At 66.5% G+C, this 21,581-nt stretch carries 16 protein-coding genes; 13 read left to right on the top strand and 3 right to left on the bottom strand.

The genetic code is table 11. The annotated features are described in order from the left end of the window. Positions 1 to 27 precede the first annotated feature (27 nt). The 3 genes from secD to AC3ZI9_RS07870 all read left to right on the top strand — a co-directional run bounded on the left by secD (position 28) and on the right by AC3ZI9_RS07870 (position 5,226). Positions 28 to 1,746 (top strand): protein translocase subunit SecD, encoded by a 1,719-nt coding sequence (gene secD, locus AC3ZI9_RS07880; protein WP_444555689.1) that lies wholly within the window; start codon positions 28 to 30, stop codon positions 1,744 to 1,746. Then, the gene (secF, locus tag AC3ZI9_RS07875) at positions 1,739 to 2,746 is read left to right on the top strand and encodes a protein translocase subunit SecF (RefSeq protein ID WP_444555688.1); all 1,008 of its coding nucleotides are present in this window, start codon (positions 1,739 to 1,741) and stop codon (positions 2,744 to 2,746) included. The genes secD and secF overlap by 8 nt, the downstream gene beginning before the upstream one ends. 251 nt (positions 2,747 to 2,997) lie before the next feature. Beyond that, complete coding sequence (locus AC3ZI9_RS07870; protein WP_444555690.1) at positions 2,998 to 5,226, top strand: RelA/SpoT family protein; 2,229 nt, start codon at positions 2,998 to 3,000, stop codon at positions 5,224 to 5,226. Between the two features lie 21 nt (positions 5,227 to 5,247). Here AC3ZI9_RS07870 and AC3ZI9_RS07865 read toward each other — a convergent pair whose 3' ends face one another. Continuing rightward, positions 5,248 to 5,847 (bottom strand): hypothetical protein, encoded by a 600-nt coding sequence (locus AC3ZI9_RS07865; protein ID WP_444555687.1) that lies wholly within the window; start codon positions 5,845 to 5,847, stop codon positions 5,248 to 5,250. A 140-nt stretch (positions 5,848 to 5,987) separates the two neighbouring features. Then, positions 5,988 to 7,604 carry a DUF349 domain-containing protein gene (locus AC3ZI9_RS07860; protein WP_444555686.1) on the bottom strand — a complete coding sequence of 539 codons (1,617 nt, stop codon included), beginning with the start codon at positions 7,602 to 7,604 and terminating at the stop codon, positions 5,988 to 5,990. A 231-nt stretch (positions 7,605 to 7,835) separates the two neighbouring features. Here AC3ZI9_RS07860 and hisS point away from each other — a divergent pair, with 231 nt between their 5' ends. Both hisS and aspS read left to right on the top strand, forming a co-directional pair. Then, a complete protein-coding gene (gene hisS, locus AC3ZI9_RS07855) occupies positions 7,836 to 9,173 on the top strand; it encodes a histidine--tRNA ligase (protein ID WP_444555685.1) in 1,338 nt (445 codons plus the stop codon). Between the two features lie 145 nt (positions 9,174 to 9,318). Further along, entirely contained in the window at positions 9,319 to 11,127 is a 1,809-nt protein-coding gene (aspS, locus tag AC3ZI9_RS07850; protein ID WP_444555684.1) for an aspartate--tRNA ligase, read from the top strand. Between the two features lie 186 nt (positions 11,128 to 11,313). Here the strand turns inward: aspS and dtd are convergent, their stop codons facing one another. After that, complete coding sequence (gene dtd, locus AC3ZI9_RS07845) at positions 11,314 to 11,754, bottom strand: D-aminoacyl-tRNA deacylase (RefSeq protein WP_444555683.1); 441 nt, start codon at positions 11,752 to 11,754, stop codon at positions 11,314 to 11,316. Positions 11,755 to 11,838: 84 nt separating this feature from the next. Here dtd and AC3ZI9_RS07840 point away from each other — a divergent pair, with 84 nt between their 5' ends. The 8 genes from AC3ZI9_RS07840 to ruvX all read left to right on the top strand — a co-directional run bounded on the left by AC3ZI9_RS07840 (position 11,839) and on the right by ruvX (position 21,581). Continuing rightward, positions 11,839 to 13,269: a replication-associated recombination protein A gene (locus tag AC3ZI9_RS07840; RefSeq protein ID WP_444555682.1), complete on the top strand. Its 1,431-nt coding sequence runs from the start codon at positions 11,839 to 11,841 to the stop codon at positions 13,267 to 13,269. Positions 13,270 to 13,397: 128 nt separating this feature from the next. Continuing rightward, entirely contained in the window at positions 13,398 to 15,128 is a 1,731-nt protein-coding gene (gene ctaD, locus AC3ZI9_RS07835) for an aa3-type cytochrome oxidase subunit I (protein ID WP_444561807.1), read from the top strand. A gap of 222 nt (positions 15,129 to 15,350) precedes the next feature. Beyond that, complete coding sequence (rpsD, locus tag AC3ZI9_RS07830; RefSeq protein ID WP_444555533.1) at positions 15,351 to 15,977, top strand: 30S ribosomal protein S4; 627 nt, start codon at positions 15,351 to 15,353, stop codon at positions 15,975 to 15,977. A gap of 268 nt (positions 15,978 to 16,245) precedes the next feature. Beyond that, positions 16,246 to 17,514: a VOC family protein gene (locus AC3ZI9_RS07825; RefSeq protein ID WP_444555532.1), complete on the top strand. Its 1,269-nt coding sequence runs from the start codon at positions 16,246 to 16,248 to the stop codon at positions 17,512 to 17,514. A 167-nt stretch (positions 17,515 to 17,681) separates the two neighbouring features. After that, positions 17,682 to 18,053: a DUF948 domain-containing protein gene (locus AC3ZI9_RS07820; protein ID WP_444555531.1), complete on the top strand. Its 372-nt coding sequence runs from the start codon at positions 17,682 to 17,684 to the stop codon at positions 18,051 to 18,053. A 9-nt stretch (positions 18,054 to 18,062) separates the two neighbouring features. After that, on the top strand, positions 18,063 to 18,308 hold the full coding sequence (locus tag AC3ZI9_RS07815) for a hypothetical protein (protein ID WP_444555530.1): 246 nt from the start codon (positions 18,063 to 18,065) through the stop codon (positions 18,306 to 18,308). Between the two features lie 55 nt (positions 18,309 to 18,363). Further along, positions 18,364 to 21,057, top strand: coding sequence for an alanine--tRNA ligase (gene alaS, locus AC3ZI9_RS07810; RefSeq protein ID WP_444555529.1), 2,694 nt, complete (start codon positions 18,364 to 18,366; stop codon positions 21,055 to 21,057). A 56-nt stretch (positions 21,058 to 21,113) separates the two neighbouring features. Next, positions 21,114 to 21,581, top strand: coding sequence for a Holliday junction resolvase RuvX (gene ruvX / locus AC3ZI9_RS07805; protein ID WP_489924026.1), 468 nt, complete (start codon positions 21,114 to 21,116; stop codon positions 21,579 to 21,581).

The following is a 21,581-nucleotide window of genomic DNA, read 5'->3' as shown; positions in this document are numbered from 1 at the left end:
GAGGCGTCTTGAGCAGGAAGTCCCATAATGAACAAGACAGGCCCGATCAAACACGCGCGCCGCGCGCTGTTGTGGCTCGGCGTGATGATCCTCGCCCTTTCGGCGGTGTTGATCAGTGGCGTCGCAACCCAGCAATCGACCTTCGCCCCCAAGCTGGCCCTGGACCTGGAGGGCGGCACGCAGATGATCCTGTCCCCGAAGGTCCAAGGCGACCAGGAAATCAACCAGGAACAGCTGGAACAAGCGGTGAAGATCATCCGCCAGCGTGTCGACGGTTCCGGTGTCTCCGAAGCGGAGATCACCACCCAGTCAGGCCGCAACGTCGTGGTCTCCATGCCGGGTTCCCCGGATGAGAAGACCCGCGAACTGATCCAGGCCTCGGCGAACATGGAGTTCCGTCCCGTCATCGCTGCCGGGACCTGGGAAGCGACCCCCAAGGCGGAGCGCACCAAGAAGGCCGACCTGCCCAAGCCGACGGCGAAGCCGAAGAACGGTTCGGACGAGAACTGGATCGACGGCAAGCTGCTGAAGAAGTTCGAGGCCTATGACTGCGCGGACGAAAGCGCGAAGTCCAATATCGAGAACGGCGATCCCGACGTTCCGATGATCTCCTGCGATCCCAACCAGCAGGCCAAATACATCTTGGGCCCCGTCGCCATCCCCGGGACGGACATCGCCGATGCCACCTCGGGCATGTCGACCTCGGACCAGGGATTCAACACCGGCAAATGGGTCGTCAACTTGGAGTTCAACTCCGAGGGCGCCAAGAAGTTCGGTGAAGTCACCAAGCGCCTGGTCTCCATGCAGGGCCCGCAGCACCAGTTCGCGGTCGTCCTGGACGGCAAGGTCCTCACCGCCCCGACCGCCAACGCACAGATCGGCAACGGCAAGGCGGAGATCAGCGGCAACTTCACCGAGGAATCCGCCAAGGCCCTGGCCGAGAAGCTGAAGTACGGCGCCCTGCCGATCAGCTTCGAGATCCAGTCGGACCAACAGATCTCGGCGACCCTGGGTTCGGATCAGCTGCGCATGGGCATGATCGCCGGCATCATCGGGCTGGCCCTGGTCGCCGTGTACTCCTTCTTCCAATACCGGCTGCTCGGCCTGGTCACCATCGTCTCGCTGCTGGTGGCAGGGGTGTTGACCTATCTGGCCATCGTGTTGCTGGGGTGGGCGCAAAACTATCGGCTCTCCTTGGCCGGCATCGCCGGCATCATCGTCGCCATCGGACTGACGGCGGACTCGTTCATCGTGTACTTCGAACGGGTCCGTGACGAACTTCGTGACGGGAGATCCCTGCCCTCGGCCGTGGAAACCGGCTGGAAGCGGGCCAAGCAGACGGTCATCGCCTCCAAGGCGGTGAACCTGTTGGCCGCCGTCGTGCTGTACGTCGTGGCGGTGGGCAATGTGAAGGGCTTCGCGTTCACCTTGGGGCTGACGGCGATCGCCGACCTCATCGTCGTGTTCCTGTTCACCCACCCCATGCTGCAGATCCTGGCCCAGACCCGGTTCTTCGGCGAAGGCCACCGCCTCTCGGGGCTGGACCCCTCGCTGTTGGGCGCCGAACCCCTCTATAAGGGGGCCGGACGGATCCGCGACTTCCGCCCGACGGTCGACACCTCCAAACGCCATTCCGGCGCCTCGAAGGAAGCCGCCCGGCGGCAGACGATCGCCGAACGCAAACAAGCCGAACGAGGGTCCGCGGAATCCCAGTCGGTCGCGACGAAGGAAGACGATAATGCCTAATCTCGCCACCTGGGGCAACGAGCTCTATACGGGAAAGCGTTCCTACCCGTTCATCGCCAAACGCAAGCTGTGGTTCTCCATCGCCGCGGTGCTGGTCCTGGCCTCGATCATCCTGCCGATCGCCAAGGGCGGCTTCAACCTGGGCATCGAGTTCAGTGGTGGTTCCGAATTCACCATCTCCGATGTCAAGCACACCGACGTCAAGGTCGGGGAGGACGCCATCAAGGCCATCGCCCCCGACCACGCCCCGACGGTCACCAACATCGCGGCCAACACCATGCGCGTGCAGACCGAACGGTTGACCAACGATCAGACCCTGAAGGCCGGTGACGCCCTGGCCGACGCCTACGGCGTCTCCGACGACGAGGTCACCTCCTCCTTCGTGGGTCCCTCCTGGGGCGCGGATGTCTCGCAGCAGGCCCTCCTGGGCCTGATCGCGTTCGTCGTGTTGGTGGCCCTGCTGATGGCCGTCTACTTCCGCACCTGGAAGATGTCGCTGGCAGCGATCATCGGCCTGTTCACGGTCGTGATCATCACCGCAGGCATCTACGCGCTCTCGGGTTTCGAAGTCACCCCCAGTGCGATCATCGGGTTCCTGACGATCCTGAGCTATTCGCTCTATGACACCGTGGTGGTCTTCGACAAGATCCGCGAGAACACGGCCCATACGTTCGAACAGACGGATCGGACCTATATCGAGCACATCAACCTGGCCGTGAACCAGACACTGGTCCGCTCGATCAACACCTCGGTGGTCGCCGTGCTTCCGGTGGGCTCGATCCTGTTCATCGGGTCCTACCTGTTGGGTGCGGGCACGTTGAAGGACCTGTCGCTGGCCCTGTTCGTGGGCATCATCGTGGGCACCTTGTGCACCGTCTTCATCCAGGCACCGCTCTACGCGGTGCTGCGCCACGGCGAGGCCGATGTGCGCGAACACAACAAGAAGGTCCTAGCCAAGCGCGGGGCCGATCTGCACTCCCAGGCGGCCACTGCCGGCTGAGCCGTCACACCCGGGCAGCGGAAGTGACCGCAGAGCCCCGGGGGTGCTATAACCTTGAGGAACGGAGGGGCCACGGGCGGTTAGCCGCTCGTGGCCTCCCCGTCACCCAGGCCCCGGAAGCGTAGTGCGAACCGGGTACAGCGAGAGGACCTGCCATGGCGGAACCCACAGCCCGGGCAGCGAACGGCGCGGCCGACCAGCCGGCCAAGCCGGCGTCACCACCGCCGGCAGCCCGACGCCGCGGCGGGACCATGTCCCGACTGGCCCGTTTCGCCGGGCGCAGCACCTCCGGACAGCCCCCGATCCTCGAACCGCTGCTGCGCACCGTAAGGGCGAACAGCCCGCGCGAGGACCTTGATCTGATCACCCGCGCCTTCACCGTGGCGGAGCGGTGCCACGAAAACCAGAAGCGCAAAAGCGGCGATCCCTACATCACCCACCCGGTGGCGGTGGCGACCATCCTGGCCGAGATGGGCATGACCGGAAGCACGCTGGCCGCGGCGCTGCTGCATGACACGGTCGAGGACACCGACTATTCGCTCGAGGACCTCGCCCGGGAATTCGGCGACGAGGTCGCCATGCTCGTCGACGGGGTGACCAAGCTGGACAAGGTCCAGTTCGGCGACGCCGCCCAGGCCGAGACCGTCCGCAAGATGGTCATTGCCATGGCCCGCGATATCCGGGTCCTGCTGATCAAACTCGCCGACCGCCTGCACAACGCCAGGACCTGGCGGTACGTTTCCCCGGAATCCAGTGCCAAGAAGGCCCGCGAAACCCTGGAGATCTTCGCGCCGCTGGCCCACCGTCTGGGCATGAACACCATCAAATGGGAACTGGAGGACCTCTCCTTCGCGGCCCTGCACCCCAAGGTCTACGAGGAAATCGTCCGCATGGTGGGGGACCGGACCCCCGAACGCGAAAAATACCTGTCCACGGTCAGGACCCTCATCGGCGAGGACCTGCACCAGCAGCGCATCCGGGCCACCATCACCGGCCGGCCCAAACACTATTATTCGATCTACCAGAAGATGGTGGTGCGCGGGAAGGAATTCGACGACATCCACGACCTCATGGGCGTGCGCGTGCTCGTGGACAGCGTCCGCGAATGCTATGCGACCCTGGGGACCCTGCATGCGCGCTGGAACCCCCTGCCCGGGCGGTTCAAGGACTACATCGCGATGCCGAAGTACAACATGTACCAGTCGCTGCACACCACCGTGGTCGGCCCCGACGGCAAACCGGTCGAGATCCAGATCCGCACCCACGATATGCACCGGCGTGCCGAATACGGCATCGCCGCGCACTGGAAGTACAAATCCGGTGCGGCTAAGACCAAGGCCGTCGGCCAGGACGGCCAGGACCTGAACTGGCTGCGCAGTGTCATGGACTGGCAGCAGGAGACCCGCGACCCCGGCGAGTTCCTTGATTCGCTGCGTTTCGAGATCAACGCGGCCGAGGTCTTCGTCTTCACCCCCAAGGGCGAGGTCATGGCCCTGCCCGCCGGGTCGACCCCCGTGGACTTCGCCTATGCGGTCCATACCGAGGTCGGCCACCGCACCATCGGGGCCCGGGTCAACGGCAAACTGGTCCCGCTGAACAGCGAACTCCACCACGGGGACTGGGTGGAGGTCTTCACCTCCAAGGCCGAAGGTGCCGGCCCCAGCCAGGACTGGCAGGGGTTCGTCAAGAGCCCCCGGGCCCGGAACAAGATCCGCCAGTGGTTCACCAAGGAACGTCGCGAAGAGGCCATCGACAAGGGCAAGGACCAGCTCACCAAGGCCCTGCGCAAGAACAACCTGCCGCTGCAGAAGCTGATGACGCACGATACGCTCACCGCCGTCGCCCAGCAGTTGCGCCACTCGGATATCGCCGCCATGTATGCCGCGGTCGGTGACGGACACACCTCCGCCCAGAACGTCATCGAACACCTCCAGGCGCTGGTGGGCCCGACCCACCCGCATGAAGCCGACTTCGACGAGACCCCCTCCTTCACCCCCGGAACCTCCCGCCAGACCCACGACGCCGGGGTGGTCGTCCCCGGGGCCGGGGACGTCATGGCCAAACTGGCGCGCTGCTGCACCCCGGTGCCCCCGGATGCCATCCGCGGCTTCGTCACGCGGGGTTCGGGGATCTCGGTGCACCGGGCCGACTGCGCCAACCTGCAGGCCCTGGGCGATCAGGCCGAACGGCTGGTCGAGGTGCAATGGGCCCCCACCCAGTCCAGTGTGTTCCTGGTGGAGATCCAGGCGGAGGCGTTGGACCGCAAATCGCTGCTCTCCGACGTCACCAAGGTGCTCTCGGACAATCAGGTCAACATCCTCTCGGCCAGTGTGGTCACCGGTAAGGACCGGGTCGCGACCTCCCGCTTCTCCTTCGAGATGGGCGATCCCAAATACCTGAACCACGTCCTGAACGCGGTGCGACGGATCGACGGGGTCTACGACGTGTACCGCACTTCCGAGGGCCGCCGGCGCTCGTAGCGGCCTTCGGGGCCCTGGACCTCATCGGGGGACGGCCGCCAGCGACGGCAATCCCGCCACCAGGTCCCAGGCCGCCCGTTTACCCGGTCGACGGCCCGTGGCCTCGATCGCGGACAACAGCTCCTGCCTGCTGCACCCACCGCTGCGTGGACCGGTCAGACGACTGAGCACCTGGCGCGCCACGGCCGGGCCACCATGGAAGGCGACGTCCAGGCCCGTGCGGACCGGGGTCGTCACCGGCATCGCGAAGCGCCCCTGGACCTCACTGGGCTCCAGCACGCATTCATGCAGCGCCAACCGGACGGGGCCGCGCTGCAACGGGATGCGATGGAACCGCGAAACCAGTAGTTCAAGGACCTCCGGTGCCGGGTGGAAGCCATGCACCCAGGCCGCTGCCAGCCGTCCGATGACGGCCGATTCGTGCAACCGGGGGCCGGCCACCGTGGCCACCGCCGCGGCGCGCAACGCCGGGCCGTCCTCGACGGCCGAACACACGAACGTCCCGGGCAGCACCTGGCGCAGGACCCCCTCGGCACGCAGCACCATCAGCTCCGGAGCGGCAAAGGGCCGCCCGGGTTGCAGGAGCGCGGTGACCTCGGTGGCCTCGATCGGATCCATCATGCACCCACTGTGGCAAAGGGGGCGTCGCGGCAAAAGGGCCGGCCACCAGCCTGTGGATACTGGTGACCGGCCCTCCAGAGCCGGGCACGGGTGCTCCGCGGACCGTTACCGGTCACTGGGGAGCAGGAGCCGGCAGAGGCCTACTCGAAGTCCTGGGCGGACTCCTGGAGGGTTTCGAACCAGGCCCGGCGGGCCGAGAGGGCTTCCTCCGCCTGCTTGATCCGCCGTTCGTCGCCGGAGGCCTTCGCGGTTTCGAGTTCGGTCTCCAACTCCGCAATGGTGTCCTCGAGCTGCGTAAGCATGCTGTTCGAGCGGGCCTTGGTCTCCGGGTTGGAGCGACGCCACTTCTCGTCTTCGGCACCACGCAGGGCGTCCTCGACGGTGCGCATTCCGCCTTCCATGCGCTGCATGGCCGAGCGGGGCACCTTCCCTGCAGCCTCCCAGCGGTCGCGAATCGGCTCGAAGGCCTTCTTCGCCGCGGCCAGATCCTTGATCGGCAGCAGGGCCCTGGCCTCGGCGAGGATCTTCTCCTTCACCGCGAGGTTCTCCTCGAATTCCTGATCCAGTTCCTCGTTGGCCCGCGAGCGGGCATTGAAGAAGATGTCCTGGGCGGCCCGGAAGCGGGCCCACAGGGCGTCGTCGTCCTTGCGGGAGGCCCGCTTGGAGGCCTTCCACTCGTCCATCAACCGGCGGTATTCGCCCGCCGTCGGCCCCCATTCGGTGGACCCCGACATGGCCTCGGCCCGCGCGATCAGATCCTCCTTGACGCGCTTGGCCTCGGAATTATCGGCATCCAGCCGCGAGAAGAAGGCACGACGGTGGCGGTCGAACGTGGTCCGGGCCCCACGGAACCGCTTCCAGAGGCCGTCCTCGGTGGAACGGCCCAGACGCGGACCGTTCTTCTGGGCCGACTTCCACAGCTCGAACAGTTCGTTCATCCGGTTGCTGCCCTGTTTCCACTGGACGGTGGCCGGATCCTGGGCGGCGAGTTCCTCGGCTTCAACGACGATCGCCTCCCGGGCGGCCAGTTCGCGGGCCCGGTTTTCCTCCTGCGTCTTGCGTTCGGCCTTCTGCCGTTCGGCAACTTCCTGCCGGGCGGCGTCCAACCGGCCCTGCAACGCCTTCAGGTCACCGACCATGATCCGTTCGGTCACCAGCTGCTGGAGGTGGTCCAGGGTCTTGTTCATGTCCGTGGAGGGGGCGTGGGCGGCCACGCGCTGTTCGAGCAGCAGCAACTGGCTGACCACGTCGTCGTGCTTGCGCACGAAATAGGCGAGCGCTTCGGTGGGGGTGGCGTCCGGGTATTGGCCGACCGGGAACTCCTCGCCCTCGACGAGGACGAAGACGTGGCCGTCATCGGTGACGCGGCTGAACTTCGCGGCCTCGTCCAGGTCGCTGCTGTAGGCCGGGGGAGCGGGGACCACCGGGGTCGGCTTGCTGGACTTCGGTCCCGCCTGCGGGCGGGGCATGGCCGCCGGGGTGGGCGTCGGTCGCGGGGTGGCCGAGGGCTTGGGAACTGCCGTGGGCTTCGGGGCGTCGGCGGGCTTCGGCGCTGCCTCTGCGGCCGGGGCGTCGGCGGCCGGTGTCTGCGGCTCGGGCGACGTGGCGGGAGCCTGCTGCGTGGCGGGGGTCTCTGACTCCGTGGCGGGGGCCGCCTGCGCCGGGGAGGTCTGCTGCTCGGAGGTGCCTACGGGCGCACCTTGGGTGGACTCGTCGGGCTGGCCTGCGTTGTCGTCGGATTGCGTGGAGCTGTTCACCGCTAAAACTCTTTCGTTCGGAGTCGGTCCGGAAGTTCCCCGGAACCCTGTGTTTCCTCCGTAACTGTACCGAGTCAGTGCTGCAACAAGGTAGTTTGCCGCGGGCCGGGTCGCTATGGCGGTCTCGAACGACATAGAATCGTGCGGTTACCTCCCGGACCCGGGCACGCCGGCGCGACGCCATCCGGAACGGCAGCATCCCACCATCCCCGCGAAGGAGTCTTCACCCCTATGGCACGCAAGGCCTCATTGTCAGGTTTCCCCGAGTGGCTACCCAACGAACGCCTCGTGGAGCTCCATGTCCTGGACAGCCTGCGGCGCAGCTTCGAACTGCACGGGTTCAGCAACATCGAGACCCGGGCCGTGGAAACCGTGGGCCAACTGCTGCGCAAGGGGGAGATCGACAAGGAGGTCTACGGGCTTTCACGGCTGCAGAACGACGACGGTGAGGCGGCGGGGACGGACCCCCACGCCCTGGCCCTGCACTTCGATCTGACCGTTCCCTTCGCCCGCTACGTGGTGGAGAACGCCGGACACCTGGCCTTCCCCTTCCGCCGCTACCAGATCCAGAAGGTCTGGCGCGGGGAGCGACCCCAGGACGGCCGATTCCGCGAATTCACCCAGGCCGACATCGACGTCGTCGGTGATGGGGCCCTACCCTTCCGTTACGACGTGGAACTGGCCCTGGTCATCGCCGACGCGCTCAGCGCCCTGCCGATCGGCGACTTCACCGTGCGGGTGAACAACCGCAAACTAGCCGAGGGCTTCTACCTCGGACTGGGGATCGAGGACACCGCCGGGGTGCTACGCAACATCGACAAACTCGAGAAGATCGGCCCCGAGAGGGTCGCCGAAGCGCTGGTGAACGAGATCGGCACCACCGAGGAACAAGCCCGGGCCGCCCTGGCCCTGGCCTCGATCCGCACCGCCGACACCTCCTTCGTCGAACAGGTCAGGGCCCTGGGGGTGGAGCATGAACTGCTCGAGACGGGCCTGACCGAGCTGGCGGAAGTCATCGACGTGGCCACCCGTCGGGCCCCCGGCCAGGTCGTGGCCGACCTCTCGATCGCCCGCGGCCTGGACTACTACACCGGCACCGTCTACGAAACCGTGCTGGTGGGCCACGAGAAGCTCGGGTCCATCTGCTCGGGCGGCCGTTACGAATCCCTGGCCTCGAAGGGCAACCGCGTCTTCCCCGGCGTCGGACTGTCCATCGGGGTCAGCCGGTTGGTCTCCCGGATGCTGTCCGACGGCGGCCTGAAGGCCAGCCGTGATGTCCCCAGCGCCGTATTGGTCGCTCTGAACGACGACGACTCCTGGTACCCCGCCCAGGACGTCGCCGCGGCGCTGCGTGCCCGCGGCATCGCCGTGGAGGTCGCGGCCCGGGCCGAGAAGTTCGGCAAACAGATCCGCTATGCCGACCGCCGGGGGATCCCCTACGTCTGGTTCACCTCAGCCGAGGGCACCCATGAGGTCAAGGACATCCGTTCCGGCGAGCAGGTGGTGGCCGACCCGCATGCCTGGACGCCCCCGGCAGAGGACCAGCACCCGGGAATCAGCGCCTCCTGACCGGGGCGGGCCCCCCGGGAGCCGCCCCGGTTGTCGGGGGGCCCACCACTGCCGGTAAACTCGACCCAAACCCATAATTGAACCAACGCGTGCCGGGCCCGGGGAACCCCCGGGAGCACGCGAGGAACCCCTCGAAAGGACTTCAGTGCTGCGCACTCACGACTTGGGCACGCTCAGGGCCGAACACATCGGACAATCCGTCACCCTGGCCGGCTGGGTAGCCCGCCGCCGGGACCATGGAGGGGTCGCCTTCCTGGATCTGCGTGATGCCTCGGGTGTGGCCCAGATCGTGGTCCGCGACGAAGCCGACTTCCACTCCCTGCGCAATGAATTCGTGTTGCAGATCGTCGGCACGGTAGAACGCCGTCCCGATGGCAACGAGAACCCGGCCCTGGCCAGCGGCGAGATCGAGGTGATGGCGGACTCCGTCGTCGTGCTGAACACCTCGGCACCGCTGCCGTTCCAGATCGACGAGCACGTCGAGGTCGGCGAGGAGGCGCGGCTGCGCCACCGCTACCTGGATCTGCGCCGTCCAGGCCCGCACGCGAACATCCGCCTGCGCTCGGAGGTCAACCGGGTGGCTCGTGAACTGCTGCACGACCAGGGTTACGTCGAGATCGAGACCCCGACGCTGACCCGTTCCACCCCCGAAGGCGCGCGTGACTTCCTGGTGCCGGCCCGTCTGGCCCCCGGCTCCTGGTACGCCCTGCCGCAGTCGCCGCAGTTGTTCAAGCAGCTGCTGCAGGTCGGTGGATTCGAGAAGTATTACCAGATCGCCCGGTGCTACCGCGACGAGGATTTCCGGGCGGACCGCCAGCCGGAATTCACGCAGCTGGACATCGAGGCCTCCTTCGTCGAGCAGGATGACATCATCGCCCTGGGCGAGCAGATCGTCAGTGCCGTCTGGAACCTGATCGACGTGCAGGTCCCGACCCCCATCGCCCGGATGACCTACGCCGATGCCATGCAGAACTACGGCTCGGATAAGCCGGATCTGCGCTTCGGTCTGGAACTGACCGAACTGAAGGATTTCTTCAAGGACACCACCTTCCGCGTCTTCCAGGCCCCCTATGTCGGCTCGGTGGTCATGCCCGGCGGTGCTTCGCAGCCGCGGCGGACCTTGGATGCCTGGCAGGAATGGGCCAAGCAGCGCGGAGCCAAGGGCCTGGCCTACGTCCTGGTCCAGGAGGACGGTTCGTTGACCGGGCCCGTGGCCAAGAACCTCACCGACTTCGAGCGGGAGAACCTGGCCACCACGGTCGGCGCCACCCCGGGGGACTGCATCTTCTTCGCCGCCGGCTCGGCCTCCGAATCCCGAGCCCTGCTGGGCGCGGCCCGGGTCGAGATCGGACACCGCACCGGGTTGATCAAGGACGGGGACTGGGCCTTCGTCTGGATCGTCGACGCCCCCATGTTCGAATCCTCGGCGGCCGCCGTGGCCTCCGGCGACGTCGCCGTCGGTGCCGGGCAGTGGACCGCGGTCCACCACGCCTTCACCTCCCCGAAGCCGGAGTTCCTGGACACCTTCGACACGGATCCGGAAAACGCCCTCTCCTATGCCTACGACATCGTGTGCAACGGCAACGAGCTCGGTGGTGGTTCCATCCGCATCCACCAGCGCGAGGTGCAGGAACGGGTCTTCAGGATGATGGGGCTGGATGAGGAATCCGCCCAGTCGAAGTTCGGCTTCCTGCTGGACGGGTTCAAGTACGGCGCCCCGCCGCATGGCGGCATCGCCTTCGGTTGGGACCGTGTGGTGCAGCTGCTCACCGGCACCGAGTCGATCCGCGACGTCATCGCCTTCCCGAAGACCGGTGGCGGTTTCGATCCGCTGACCCAGGCGCCCGCGGAAATCACCGCGCAGCAGCGCAAGGAGGCCGGCGTCGACGCCAAGCCAGAACCGAAGAAGGCCGCCAAGGCGGACCAGCAGGACGGGGCGTCCGCCGACGCCTGATCATGCTGGAACCGGCGGCCCGGCAGAGCGCACCGGGGCACACCGCTGTCCAGCACATCGACTCCGCCTGGACGGGGACCCGGCCGGCCACCATCGGCCGGTCCTCGTCCGGCGGGTGGTGGCCGGCCGGGGAAGCGATGAGCGGTCCCCGAGGCGTGCTTCGGTCCGCCAGGATCCCCGTGGTGATCAGCCGGGGAGATCGGCCGTATCGACGATGAGGGTGAACGGCCCCGAGTTGACCAGGGAAACATCCATCTGCCCGCCGAAGACCCCGTGCTCGACTCGTGCCCCGAGGTCCCGAAGGGCGGCCATGAACGCCTCATACAAGGGTTCGCTCAGCGCCCTCGGTGCGGCGGCCGACCATCCCGGTCTCCGGCCCTTGCGCACGTCCCCGTAGAGGGTGAATTGGCTGACCACCAGCAACGGGGCGCCGAGATCGGCGCAGGATTTCTCCGCCTCGAGCAGGCGCAGACGCCAGATCTTCGCGGCCAAGGTGGCGGCCTCGGCGTCCGTATCGGTCCCGGTGACCCCCAAGAGCACCAGGAGCCCCGGCTCGTCGATACGCCCGACCACCGTCCCCTCGACTTCGACCGAGGCCTTCGAAACCCGTTGGACTACTGCCTTCATGCCCTGGCCCTTCGCTCGCACGACATCACCCGTCCACCGTAGCGCTACGCCCCGGCACCACCGTGCGGGCACTAGGCTGGATGGGTGAACGATTTGTTGAGTCCGCTGGATGACGACTCCGAGGACGAACCCACCCGCGGATCCTCCCGCCCCCGGCCGCCCCTGGCAGTGCGCATGCGCCCGCAGACGGTGGCCGAACTCGTCGGTCAGCAACATCTGCTCAAACCCGGCTCGCCGTTGCGCCAACTGGCCGGGGTCGATGGGCCCGGTCCCTCCGGACCCGCCAGTGTCATCCTCTGGGGACCGCCGGGAACCGGCAAGACGACCATTGCCCATGTCATCGCCCGGGCCCCCGGCCGGCGTTTCGTAGAACTCAGTGCCATCACCGCCGGGGTCAAGGATGTCCGCCGGGTCATGGACCAGGCGTTGACGGACCGGGACCTGAACCGGATCACCACGGTGCTTTTCCTGGACGAGATCCACCGCTTCACCAAGGCCCAACAGGACGCCCTGCTGCCGGGGGTGGAGAACCGGTGGGTGGTGCTCATCGCCGCGACCACGGAGAACCCTTCCTTCTCGGTGATCTCGCCGCTGCTGTCGCGTTCCCTGCTGCTCACCTTGCAGCCCCTGGAGGAGGAGGACATCCGTGGACTGGTGGTCCGCGCCGTTCAGGATCCCCGCGGACTGGACGGGACCGTTTCACTGGAACCTGCCGCATTGGATCACCTGGTCCGGCTCAGCGGAGGCGATGCCCGCCGCGCGCTGACCGCCTTGGAAGCCGCCGCCGGGGTCGCCTGGGGCGAATCTGACGGTGTCGAAGCCAGTCCAGGGAACGACGGCGAAGCCCCGGCCGAGGGCGAGGAACACGCTGCTGTCCCGATCCCGGTGAACACCTCCCATGCCGAGCGGGCCATGGATGCCGCCGTCCAGCGCTACGACCGGGCCGGGGACCAGCACTACGACGTGATCAGCGCGTTCATCAAGTCCATTCGTGGCTCCGATGTCGATGCGTCACTGCACTATCTGGCGAAGATGATCGAGGCGGGGGAGGACCCCCGGTTCATTGCCCGCAGGATCATGATCAGTGCCTCGGAGGACATCGGCATGGCCGATCCGACGGCCCTGCAGAGTGCGGTGGCCGCGGCACAAGCAGTGCAACTGATCGGGATGCCCGAGGGCCGGATCATCCTGGGCCAGGCAGTGGTCCACTTGGCGACCGCCCCGAAGTCCAACGCCTCCTATCAGGCGATCAACGCCGCCATCGCCGATGTCAGGGGCGGTCGAGGCGAGGGGATCCCCCCGCATCTACGCGATGCCCACTATCCCGGCGCCGGACAACTGGGCCACGGCAAGGGGTACCTCTACTCCCATGACGCCCCGCATTCGATCGCCGAACAGCAGTACGCCCCCGACGATCTGGTCGGTCGCGATTACTACGCGCCGACGGCCAATGGGGCCGAACGTGGCATCGGTGAACGGCTGCAGCGGATCCGACGGATCATCCGCGGTCGCTGAATCCGCCAACGGAACCTCTACGGCCCGAACCCTTCTCCTACCCTCCAGTAGGTGCCACACTGGCCCCAAGGACGCTTGGCCGGCCGGGGGGACGGGCGGAATCGAGCTTGCGCCGATCGGAGGATCCCTTGGCTACCTACGAATACGCTACGGACGAGACAACTGTTCTCGCCCCCCGGGTGGTACCGGTCTCCAAGGGGCGCATCGTCGTCAACTGGATCACCTCCACCGACCATAAGATCATCGGCTACATGTACCTGATCGCCTCCTTCACCTTCTTCTGCATCGGCGGGATCATGGCCCTGCTCATGCGCTCGGAGTTGTGGGAACCGGGCATGCAGATCATGCAGACCAAGGAGCAGTACAACCAGCTGTTCACCATGCACGGCACCATCATGCTGCTCATGTTCGCCACCCCGTTGTTCGCCGGTTTCACCAACGTCATCATGCCCCTGCAGCTCGGGGCCCCCGATGTGGCGTTCCCGCGTCTGAACGCACTGGCCTTCTGGTTCTTCCTCTTCGGTTCCACCATTGCCATGGCCGGCTATATCACCCCGCAGGGTGCCGCCGCGTTCGGGTGGTTCGCCTATGCCCCGCTGTCCAGCACCACGTTCAGTCCGGGGATCGGCGGTGACCTCTGGGTCTTCGGCCTGGCCCTGTCCGGCTTCGGCACCATCCTGGGCGCGGTCAACTTCGTCACGACGGTCATCTGCCTGCGTGCACCGGGTATGACCATGTGGCGGATGCCGATCTTCACCTGGAACGCCCTGATCACCTCGTTGATGATCCTGATGGCGTTCCCGCCGCTGGCTGCCGCACTGTTCGCACTGGGGGCGGACCGGCGCTTCGGCGCCCATATCTACGACCCCGATGCCGGGGGACCGATCTTATGGCAGCACCTGTTCTGGTTCTTCGGCCACCCCGAGGTCTACATCATTGCGCTGCCGTTCTTCGGCATCGTCTCGGAGATCTTCCCGGTCTTTTCCCGCAAGCCGATCTTCGGCTATAAGGGCCTGATCTTCGCGACGATCTCGATCGCCGCGCTCTCGATCTCGGTGTGGGCGCACCACATGTACGCCACCGGCTCCGTGGCCCTGCCGTTCTTTGGATTCATGACCATGCTGATCGCGGTGCCCACCGGGGTGAAGTTCTTCAACTGGATCGGCACGATGTGGCGAGGATCCATCACCTTCGAGACACCCATGCTCTGGAGCATCGGGTTCCTGGTGACCTTCCTCTTCGGCGGACTGACCGGCATCATCCTCTCGGCACCCACGCTGGACATCCACGTTTCGGATACCTACTTCGTGGTCGCCCACTTCCACTACGTGGTCTTCGGGACCGTCGTGTTCGCCATGTTCGCCGGCTTCTACTTCTGGTGGCCCAAATGGACCGGCCGGATGCTCAACGAACGGCTGGGCAAGATCCACTTCTGGATGTTGTTCTTCGGGTTCCACGGCACGTTCCTCATCCAGCACTGGCTCGGCGTGATCGGCATGCCGCGCCGGTATGCGGATTACCTGCCCGAAGACGGCTTCACCACCATGAACCAGTTCTCCACCGTCTTCTCCATGGTTCTGGGCCTGTCGATGATCCCGTTCTTCTGGAACGTCTGGATCACCGCCCGGTCGGCCAAACGGGTCGAGGTCGATGATCCATGGGGCTTCGGTGCTTCGCTGGAATGGGCGACCTCCTGCCCGCCGCCGCGGCACAACTTCCACTCGATGCCGCGGATCCGCTCCGAACGTCCTGCCCTGGATCTGCACCATCCGGAACTTTCGGCCCGGGTGACGCCCACGGCCATGGCAGCCTCGGTGTTCGGCCCGGCGGACCAGAAGGACCGGGAGGAGCGAAGGTAACTGATCCACGACCGGCCCGGGACCCGTACACGGGACCGGGCCATCGGTGGTGTTAGGATGGTTCCTTGGCTGGCAAGCCGATCACATCCGCATGACCTTTCAGGCGGCACCCCGGTGCCCCGGATGGAGATCGAGTTGTAGTACCAAGGGAGCGACTTCCCTTAACTCTCCGCCAGGGAGGCCAGTGACACACAGTCGCCGATAAAAAGAAGAAGGACACCAGTGGCTAATCACACCCGTGCCCGCCGTAAGGTTCGCCTGTCGCGTTCCCTCGGCCTTGCCTTGACCCCCAAGGCAGAGAAGTACATGGAGCGTCGTCCCTATGGCCCCGGCCAGCATGGACGCGCCCGCAAGAAGCAGGATTCCGACTACGCAGTGCGTCTGCGTGAAAAGCAGCGTTTGCGCGCCCAGTACGGCATCCGTGAAGCACAGATGGCCCGCTACTTCGAGGATGCCAAGCGCTCAGCTGGCGACACCGGTGAAAACCTGGTGGAGTTCCTCGAGATGCGTCTGGACGCCCTGGTTCTGCGTTCGGGCATCGCCCGCACCATCGCCCAGGCCCGCCAGCTCGTCGTTCACCGCCACATCGTGGTTGATGGACAGCGCGTTGACCGTCCGTCGTACCGCGTAGGCGAAGGCCAGCTGGTCGCCGTCCACGAGCGGTCCGAGACCATGGTTCCGTTCCAGATTGCCGCCACCGGCGCGCACCGCGACGTCCTGCCGGCCGCACCGGCCTACCTGGACGTCAAGATGGAAGCACTTCAGGCCCGCCTCGTGCGCCGCCCGAAGCGCTCGGAGGTCCCCGTGACCTGCGAAGAGAACCTCGTCGTCGAGTACTACGCACGCTAGGAACCAGCCACCGCTGATTCCCGACGCGTACTGCGCGTCACCCATGGAGCCCATGACCTGCTGGTCATGGGCTCCATGTTTTTTCCTTGGGGATGACAACGGCCAGTGGACCTTCGGCGAAGACCGGGATGGCGAACCGACCTAGGCAGGGACCATCCTGGCTTCTAGACTCGGCACGAAAACCGGGCGCCTTCCCGGGGGCCACGAATGTCCCTCCAGCGGGGAGCAGCACCGTCGCGGTGCGAGCCCACTGATGGAAGGTGTCCTCATGATGCAGCCACCCCACTACACGGGGTTCGCAAACGATGCAGGGCCCGGGGACTGGAGTTTCCTCGGCGACGGAGCCTGCGCGTGGTTCAACGCCCCTTCGCTGGCCGGGAGCGCTCTTCTGGCAGGTCGCATCGCCGAGGTATTCCAGGGCGGGACCCTGCCCGATATCGATCTACGGTCCAGCGGCCTGCGGATCCACTTCGACCCGGGCGCCCCGGGGCGGTTCAGTGACGAGGAAGCGGCCCGGGCCCGGGCGATCTCCACGGCCGCCCGAGAACTGGGGATGGCTTCCGATCCGGACACTGTGCAGGTGATGCAGCTGGCGATCGACGCCTCCGACTCCTCCTCGCAGGGGACCTTCTGGCAGACGGTGCTTGGGTACGAACACGACGGCGCCGCCCGGCTGGAGGATCCCACCGGGCGCGACCCGGCCATCTCATGGGCCAGTCCATCGGCGCACAACGACCTCCGCGGCAGGATCCATGTCGACGTCGTCAGACCACCAGGCCAGGTGGAGGCAGTCCGTTCCACCCTCGGCCAGGAGCCTTTCGGAGCCAACGGGCTCACCCTGGCCGACATCGATGGAAACGAGGTCGACCTCGTTCCGGGCGGCGTGCTTTCACCGGAACCGGACACCAGCGATTGGAGCGTCGCGTTCGGGGCGACCGCTTCCTACCCGGCCGCCTCCGGCACCGTGGCCGTATCCCTGGCCACCGCGGTGGCCGAGCTGGCCGACGAGGCGAAGATCCCGCTTCTGGTGGATCTGCGTCCCGGGCGAGTCACGATCGACAGCGGCAAAGACCAGTGGGACGACGCCGAACGCTCCGATGGCTCCTCATTCGTGGCCCTGGCCGGCCGGATCCAGGCGGCGGCCCGGGGCCTGGGACTCACGGCCGAGAGGGGGCGTACCCGCTTCGTCCAATTCGGCGTGGACGCGATCGACGTGGACGCCGTCCGGGGCTTCTGGGCCTCGGTGCTGGGCTATGCGCAGGATCCCCGCCCCTCGGTGACCGACATCGTTGATCCTCGCCGCCTCAACCCGGTCCTCTTCTTCCAGCAGATGGATCCGGTGGACGAGGACCGGCGCCGGGCACGCAACCGGTTGCATATCGAACTGCAGGTCTCCACCGAGACGGCCCGCCTGAAGACCGAAGCGGTACTGGAAGCAGGGGGACGGGCCCTGACGGGACAGAACGGGCTCCGGCGCACCTTTGCCGATCCCGAAGGCAACGAGCTCACCCTCCTCACTCCGCCGCAGGGGGAATGAATGGCCCAGGGGCTGGCGGATCGTGCTCGGGTGGGCCCTCCCGGAGGCGAGGATCGTCGGGTTCTTACGGAAAACACGGCGCCCGGTGGGCCGACTGCGCCACCGCTGGCGGAAAAAGGTAATGTTGTCCTTTGTTGATTAGCACCTAGCAGGAGGAGCAGTTCCATATGACCGGGTCCGATATTGCCGGCCTCATCGCCGCAGGGGTCTTCGCCATTCTGGTGGCACTGTTGGCCGTTCCCGTGATCAAGCTCGGAAGGGTCTTTGATGAACTGCGTCTGGCCGTGCGTGAGCTCTCGGACGGGACCAGCCCCCTACTGGAGGAAGTCACCACGACGGTCTCCTCCACGAACGCACAACTGCAGAAGGTCGATGGCATCACCAACAACGTCTCCGACGCCTCGGCCAATGTCACCGCGCTCTCGTCCTTGGCCGCCTCCGTGCTCGGCGGACCGCTGATCAAGGTCGCGGCTTTCACCCACGGCGTCCGTAGCGCCATCAATGCACCCACCGGCGGCACCGGCCGCCGCAGCCGCTAGGAGGCCAGCATGATCAAGAAGCTCTTTTGGGTCGGGATCGGTGTCGGCGTCGGCGTGCTGGCGGCCCGTAAGGTCGCCACCGTCAAACAGGGGTTGGGCCGCGAGGGACTGAACCGTTCCGTCGGACGACTGGCCGATGCGATGACCACGTCCGCCGAAGCATTCCGTGACGGGATGCACGGCCGCGAGGCCGAATTGCGGACCGCCCTGGGACTGGACGACCCGCAGGCCGACGCCCCCACGCACCGCCGCTGACACCAGGCTCCACCACACCCCGCAGTACCGTTCCATGAAGGGATCGCCAGCACTCATGAAATCGCAGGAAATCGCCAACCGTTGGGTTGAATTCTTCGCAGCCAAGGGCCACACCGTCGTGCCCAGCGCCTCGTTGATCTCCAACGATCCCTCCTTGCTGTTCACCGTCGCCGGCATGGTCCCCTTCATTCCCTACCTCACCGCCCAGGAGGAGGCCCCCTACCCGCGTGCCGTGAGCATCCAGAAATGCCTGCGCACCGGGGACATCGAAGAAGTCGGCCAGACCGCCCGCCACGGCACGTTCTTCCAGATGTGCGGGAACTTCTCCTTCGGGGACTACTTCAAGGCCGAAGCCATCTCCTACGCCTGGGAGCTGCTGACCGGTTCGGTCGATGACGGCTGTTTCGGGCTGGACCCCGAACGCCTCTGGGTCACCGTCTACGAGGATGGCGAGGAGCGCGACGACGAAGCCCGCGCGATCTGGCGCGACCAGATGGGCGTTCCCGACGAACGCATCGTGGGCACCGGCAAGGAAGACAACTACTGGACCACCGGCCAGCCCGGCCCCGGTGGACCCTGCTCCGAGATCTACTACGACCGGGGCCCCGCCTACGGGCTCGACGGCGGCCCGGCGGTGGACGAAACCCGGTTCGTGGAGATCTGGAACCTGGTGTTCATGCAGTACCAGCTCTCCGCGGTGCGTTCGAAGACCGATTTCGATGTGGCCGGAGAACTGCCGCAGAAGAACATCGACACGGGTCTGGGTCTGGAACGTCTGGCCATGATCCTGCAGGGCGTCGAGAACATGTATGAGACCGACCAGGTCCGTCCGGTCCTGGATCGGGCCGCCGAGCTGGCCGGACGTGAATACTCCTCCACCGAGGACCCGGAGGACCCCCGTCATACCGACGACGTGCGCCTGCGCGTGGTCGGGGACCACATCCGGTCCTCGCTCATGCTCATCAGCGACGGGGTGAGCCCCTCCAACGAAGGACGCGGCTACGTCCTGCGTCGCCTGATCCGCCGTGCGGTCCGTGCCATGCGGCTGCTCGGGGTCGAGGATCCGGTCCTGCCCGAACTGCTTCCGGTCTCCCGGGACACCATGAAGGGCGTCTACCCGCAGGTCGAAACCGACTTCGCCCGCATCTCACGGATCGCCTATGCCGAGGAGCGGGCCTTCCTGCGCACCATCGCCAGCGGCACCGCGCGACTGGAACATGCAGTCACCGCGTCCAAGGCCGCCGGGACCTCCCTGTCCGGGGAAGAGGCCTTCGCCCTGCACGACACCTATGGCTTCCCCATCGACCTGACCTTGGAGATGGCCTCGGAAGCAGGTCTGGCCGTCGACGAAGGGGCCTTCCGCGCCCTGATGAGCGAACAGCGCCAGCGGGCGCAGAAGGACGCGAAGGCCAAGAAGGCCGGACACGCGGACCTGACCGTCTTCAGCGGACTCCATGGCGCCGGGGACACCGTCTTCACCGGCTACGACGAATTGACCACCGGGTCCTCGGTGCGCGGCATCGTCCGCGACGGGGAACTGGTCCGCTACGCCGAGCAGGGCCAGGAGATCGAACTGGTCCTGGACGAGACCCCGTTCTATGCCGAAGCCGGCGGCCAGGCCGCCGACGTGGGACTGATCACCGGAGACGGCTTCGTCGTGGAGGTCCTGGACGTCCAGTCCCCGGTGCGCGGACTGTCGGTGCACCGTGCCGTCGTACGCGAAGGCGAACTGCCCTCCGATGCCCTGGTCACCGCCGAAGTCGACGCACAGCGCCGCCGGTCCGGCGAACAGGCCCACTCGGCCACCCACCTGGTCCATGCCGCCCTGCACCAGATCCTCGGTCCCGAGGCGAGCCAGTCCGGTTCGTTCAACAAGGCCGGCTACCTGCGCTTCGACTTCAGCTGGACCGAGGCCTTGTCGCAGGCCGCCCGCTCCGAGGTCGAGGAAGTCGCCAACCTGGCCATCCGCAACAGCTACGAGGTCCAGACCAACGTCATGGGCTTGGATGAGGCCAAGGACATGGGCGCCATGAGCCTCTTCGGCGAGAAGTACGGGAACACCGTGCGCGTCGTGGAGATCGATGGGGCCTGGTCGCGCGAACTGTGTGGTGGCACCCATGTGGCCAACACCTCCCAGATCGGCAGCCTGACCCTGCTGGGGGAGCAGTCGGTGGGCTCGGGCAACCGACGGGTCGAGGCACTCGTGGGGATGGAGGCCTTCCGCCACGGAGCCGCGGAACGGGCACTGGTCAACGAACTGACCGATTTGTTCCGTGTCCCGTCGATGGAATTGACCGACCGCATCCATGCAACCTTGTCCCGGTTGAAGGCCGCCGAGAAGGAAATCGAGAAGTTGCGGGCCGAGCAGCGCTCCGCACAGGCCGGCGCACTGCTCTCCCAGGCCCGCGAGGTGGCCGGGGTGAGGGTCCTGGCCCACGATGCCGGGGCGGTCGCCTCGGCGGATGACCTGCGCGCCTTGGCCCTGGACCTGCGCAACCGGTTGGGCTCCGAACCGGCCGCCGTGGCGTTGACCGGCGTCGCCAACTCACGGCCTTTGGTCCTGGTGGCCACCAATGAGGCCGCCCGCGGGCTCGGCGTCAAGGCCGGGGCCCTGGTGCGCACAGCCGCCGGCATCCTCGGCGGCGGCGGCGGCGGGAAGGACGACGTCGCCCAGGGCGGCGGCTCCGATCCCGCCCGGACCGGCGATGCGCTGGCCGCGGTCCTGCGCCAGATCGCGGAACGATCCTGAGCGGCTCCGACGCGCCGGGCCCTCCGCGCGGAGTGAAATTTGGGGTCGACGTGGGCATGGCACGCGTCGGGGTGGCCCTCTGCGACCCCGACGGGGTGCTGGCCACACCGCTGAAGACCTTGAAACGGGATCTGAAGAAGAACAGCGATCTGCGCGTCCTGGCGAAGCTCGTGGTCGAACACGCAGCAGTCCAGGTGTTCGTGGGGTTGCCCCGGTCCCTCCGCGGTCATGAAACAGGCTCGACACAGATGGCCCGCGACTACGCCTCGCTCCTGGCCGAAGGGCTCCAGGAGCAGGCTCCCGGGGTGTCTGTGCGGCTGATCGACGAGCGTCTGACCACGGTTTCGGCGCATCGGGCCCTGCATGATTCCGGGCTCGACGGAAGGAAACATCGTCAAGTGGTGGACCAGGTCGCCGCAGCGGATATTCTGCAACAAGCGCTGGATATGCAAAAATCACTACAGCGCGATGTGGGGGACTCCGTCATTTCCGGAGGGCGTTCCGCCAGCACCGATCTTCAGTGA

Source organism: Arthrobacter sp. AOP36-F1-5 (genome assembly GCF_058137995.1).
Note: the sequence above shows the minus strand (reverse complement) of the source record. Positions and strands in the feature narration are given on the sequence as shown.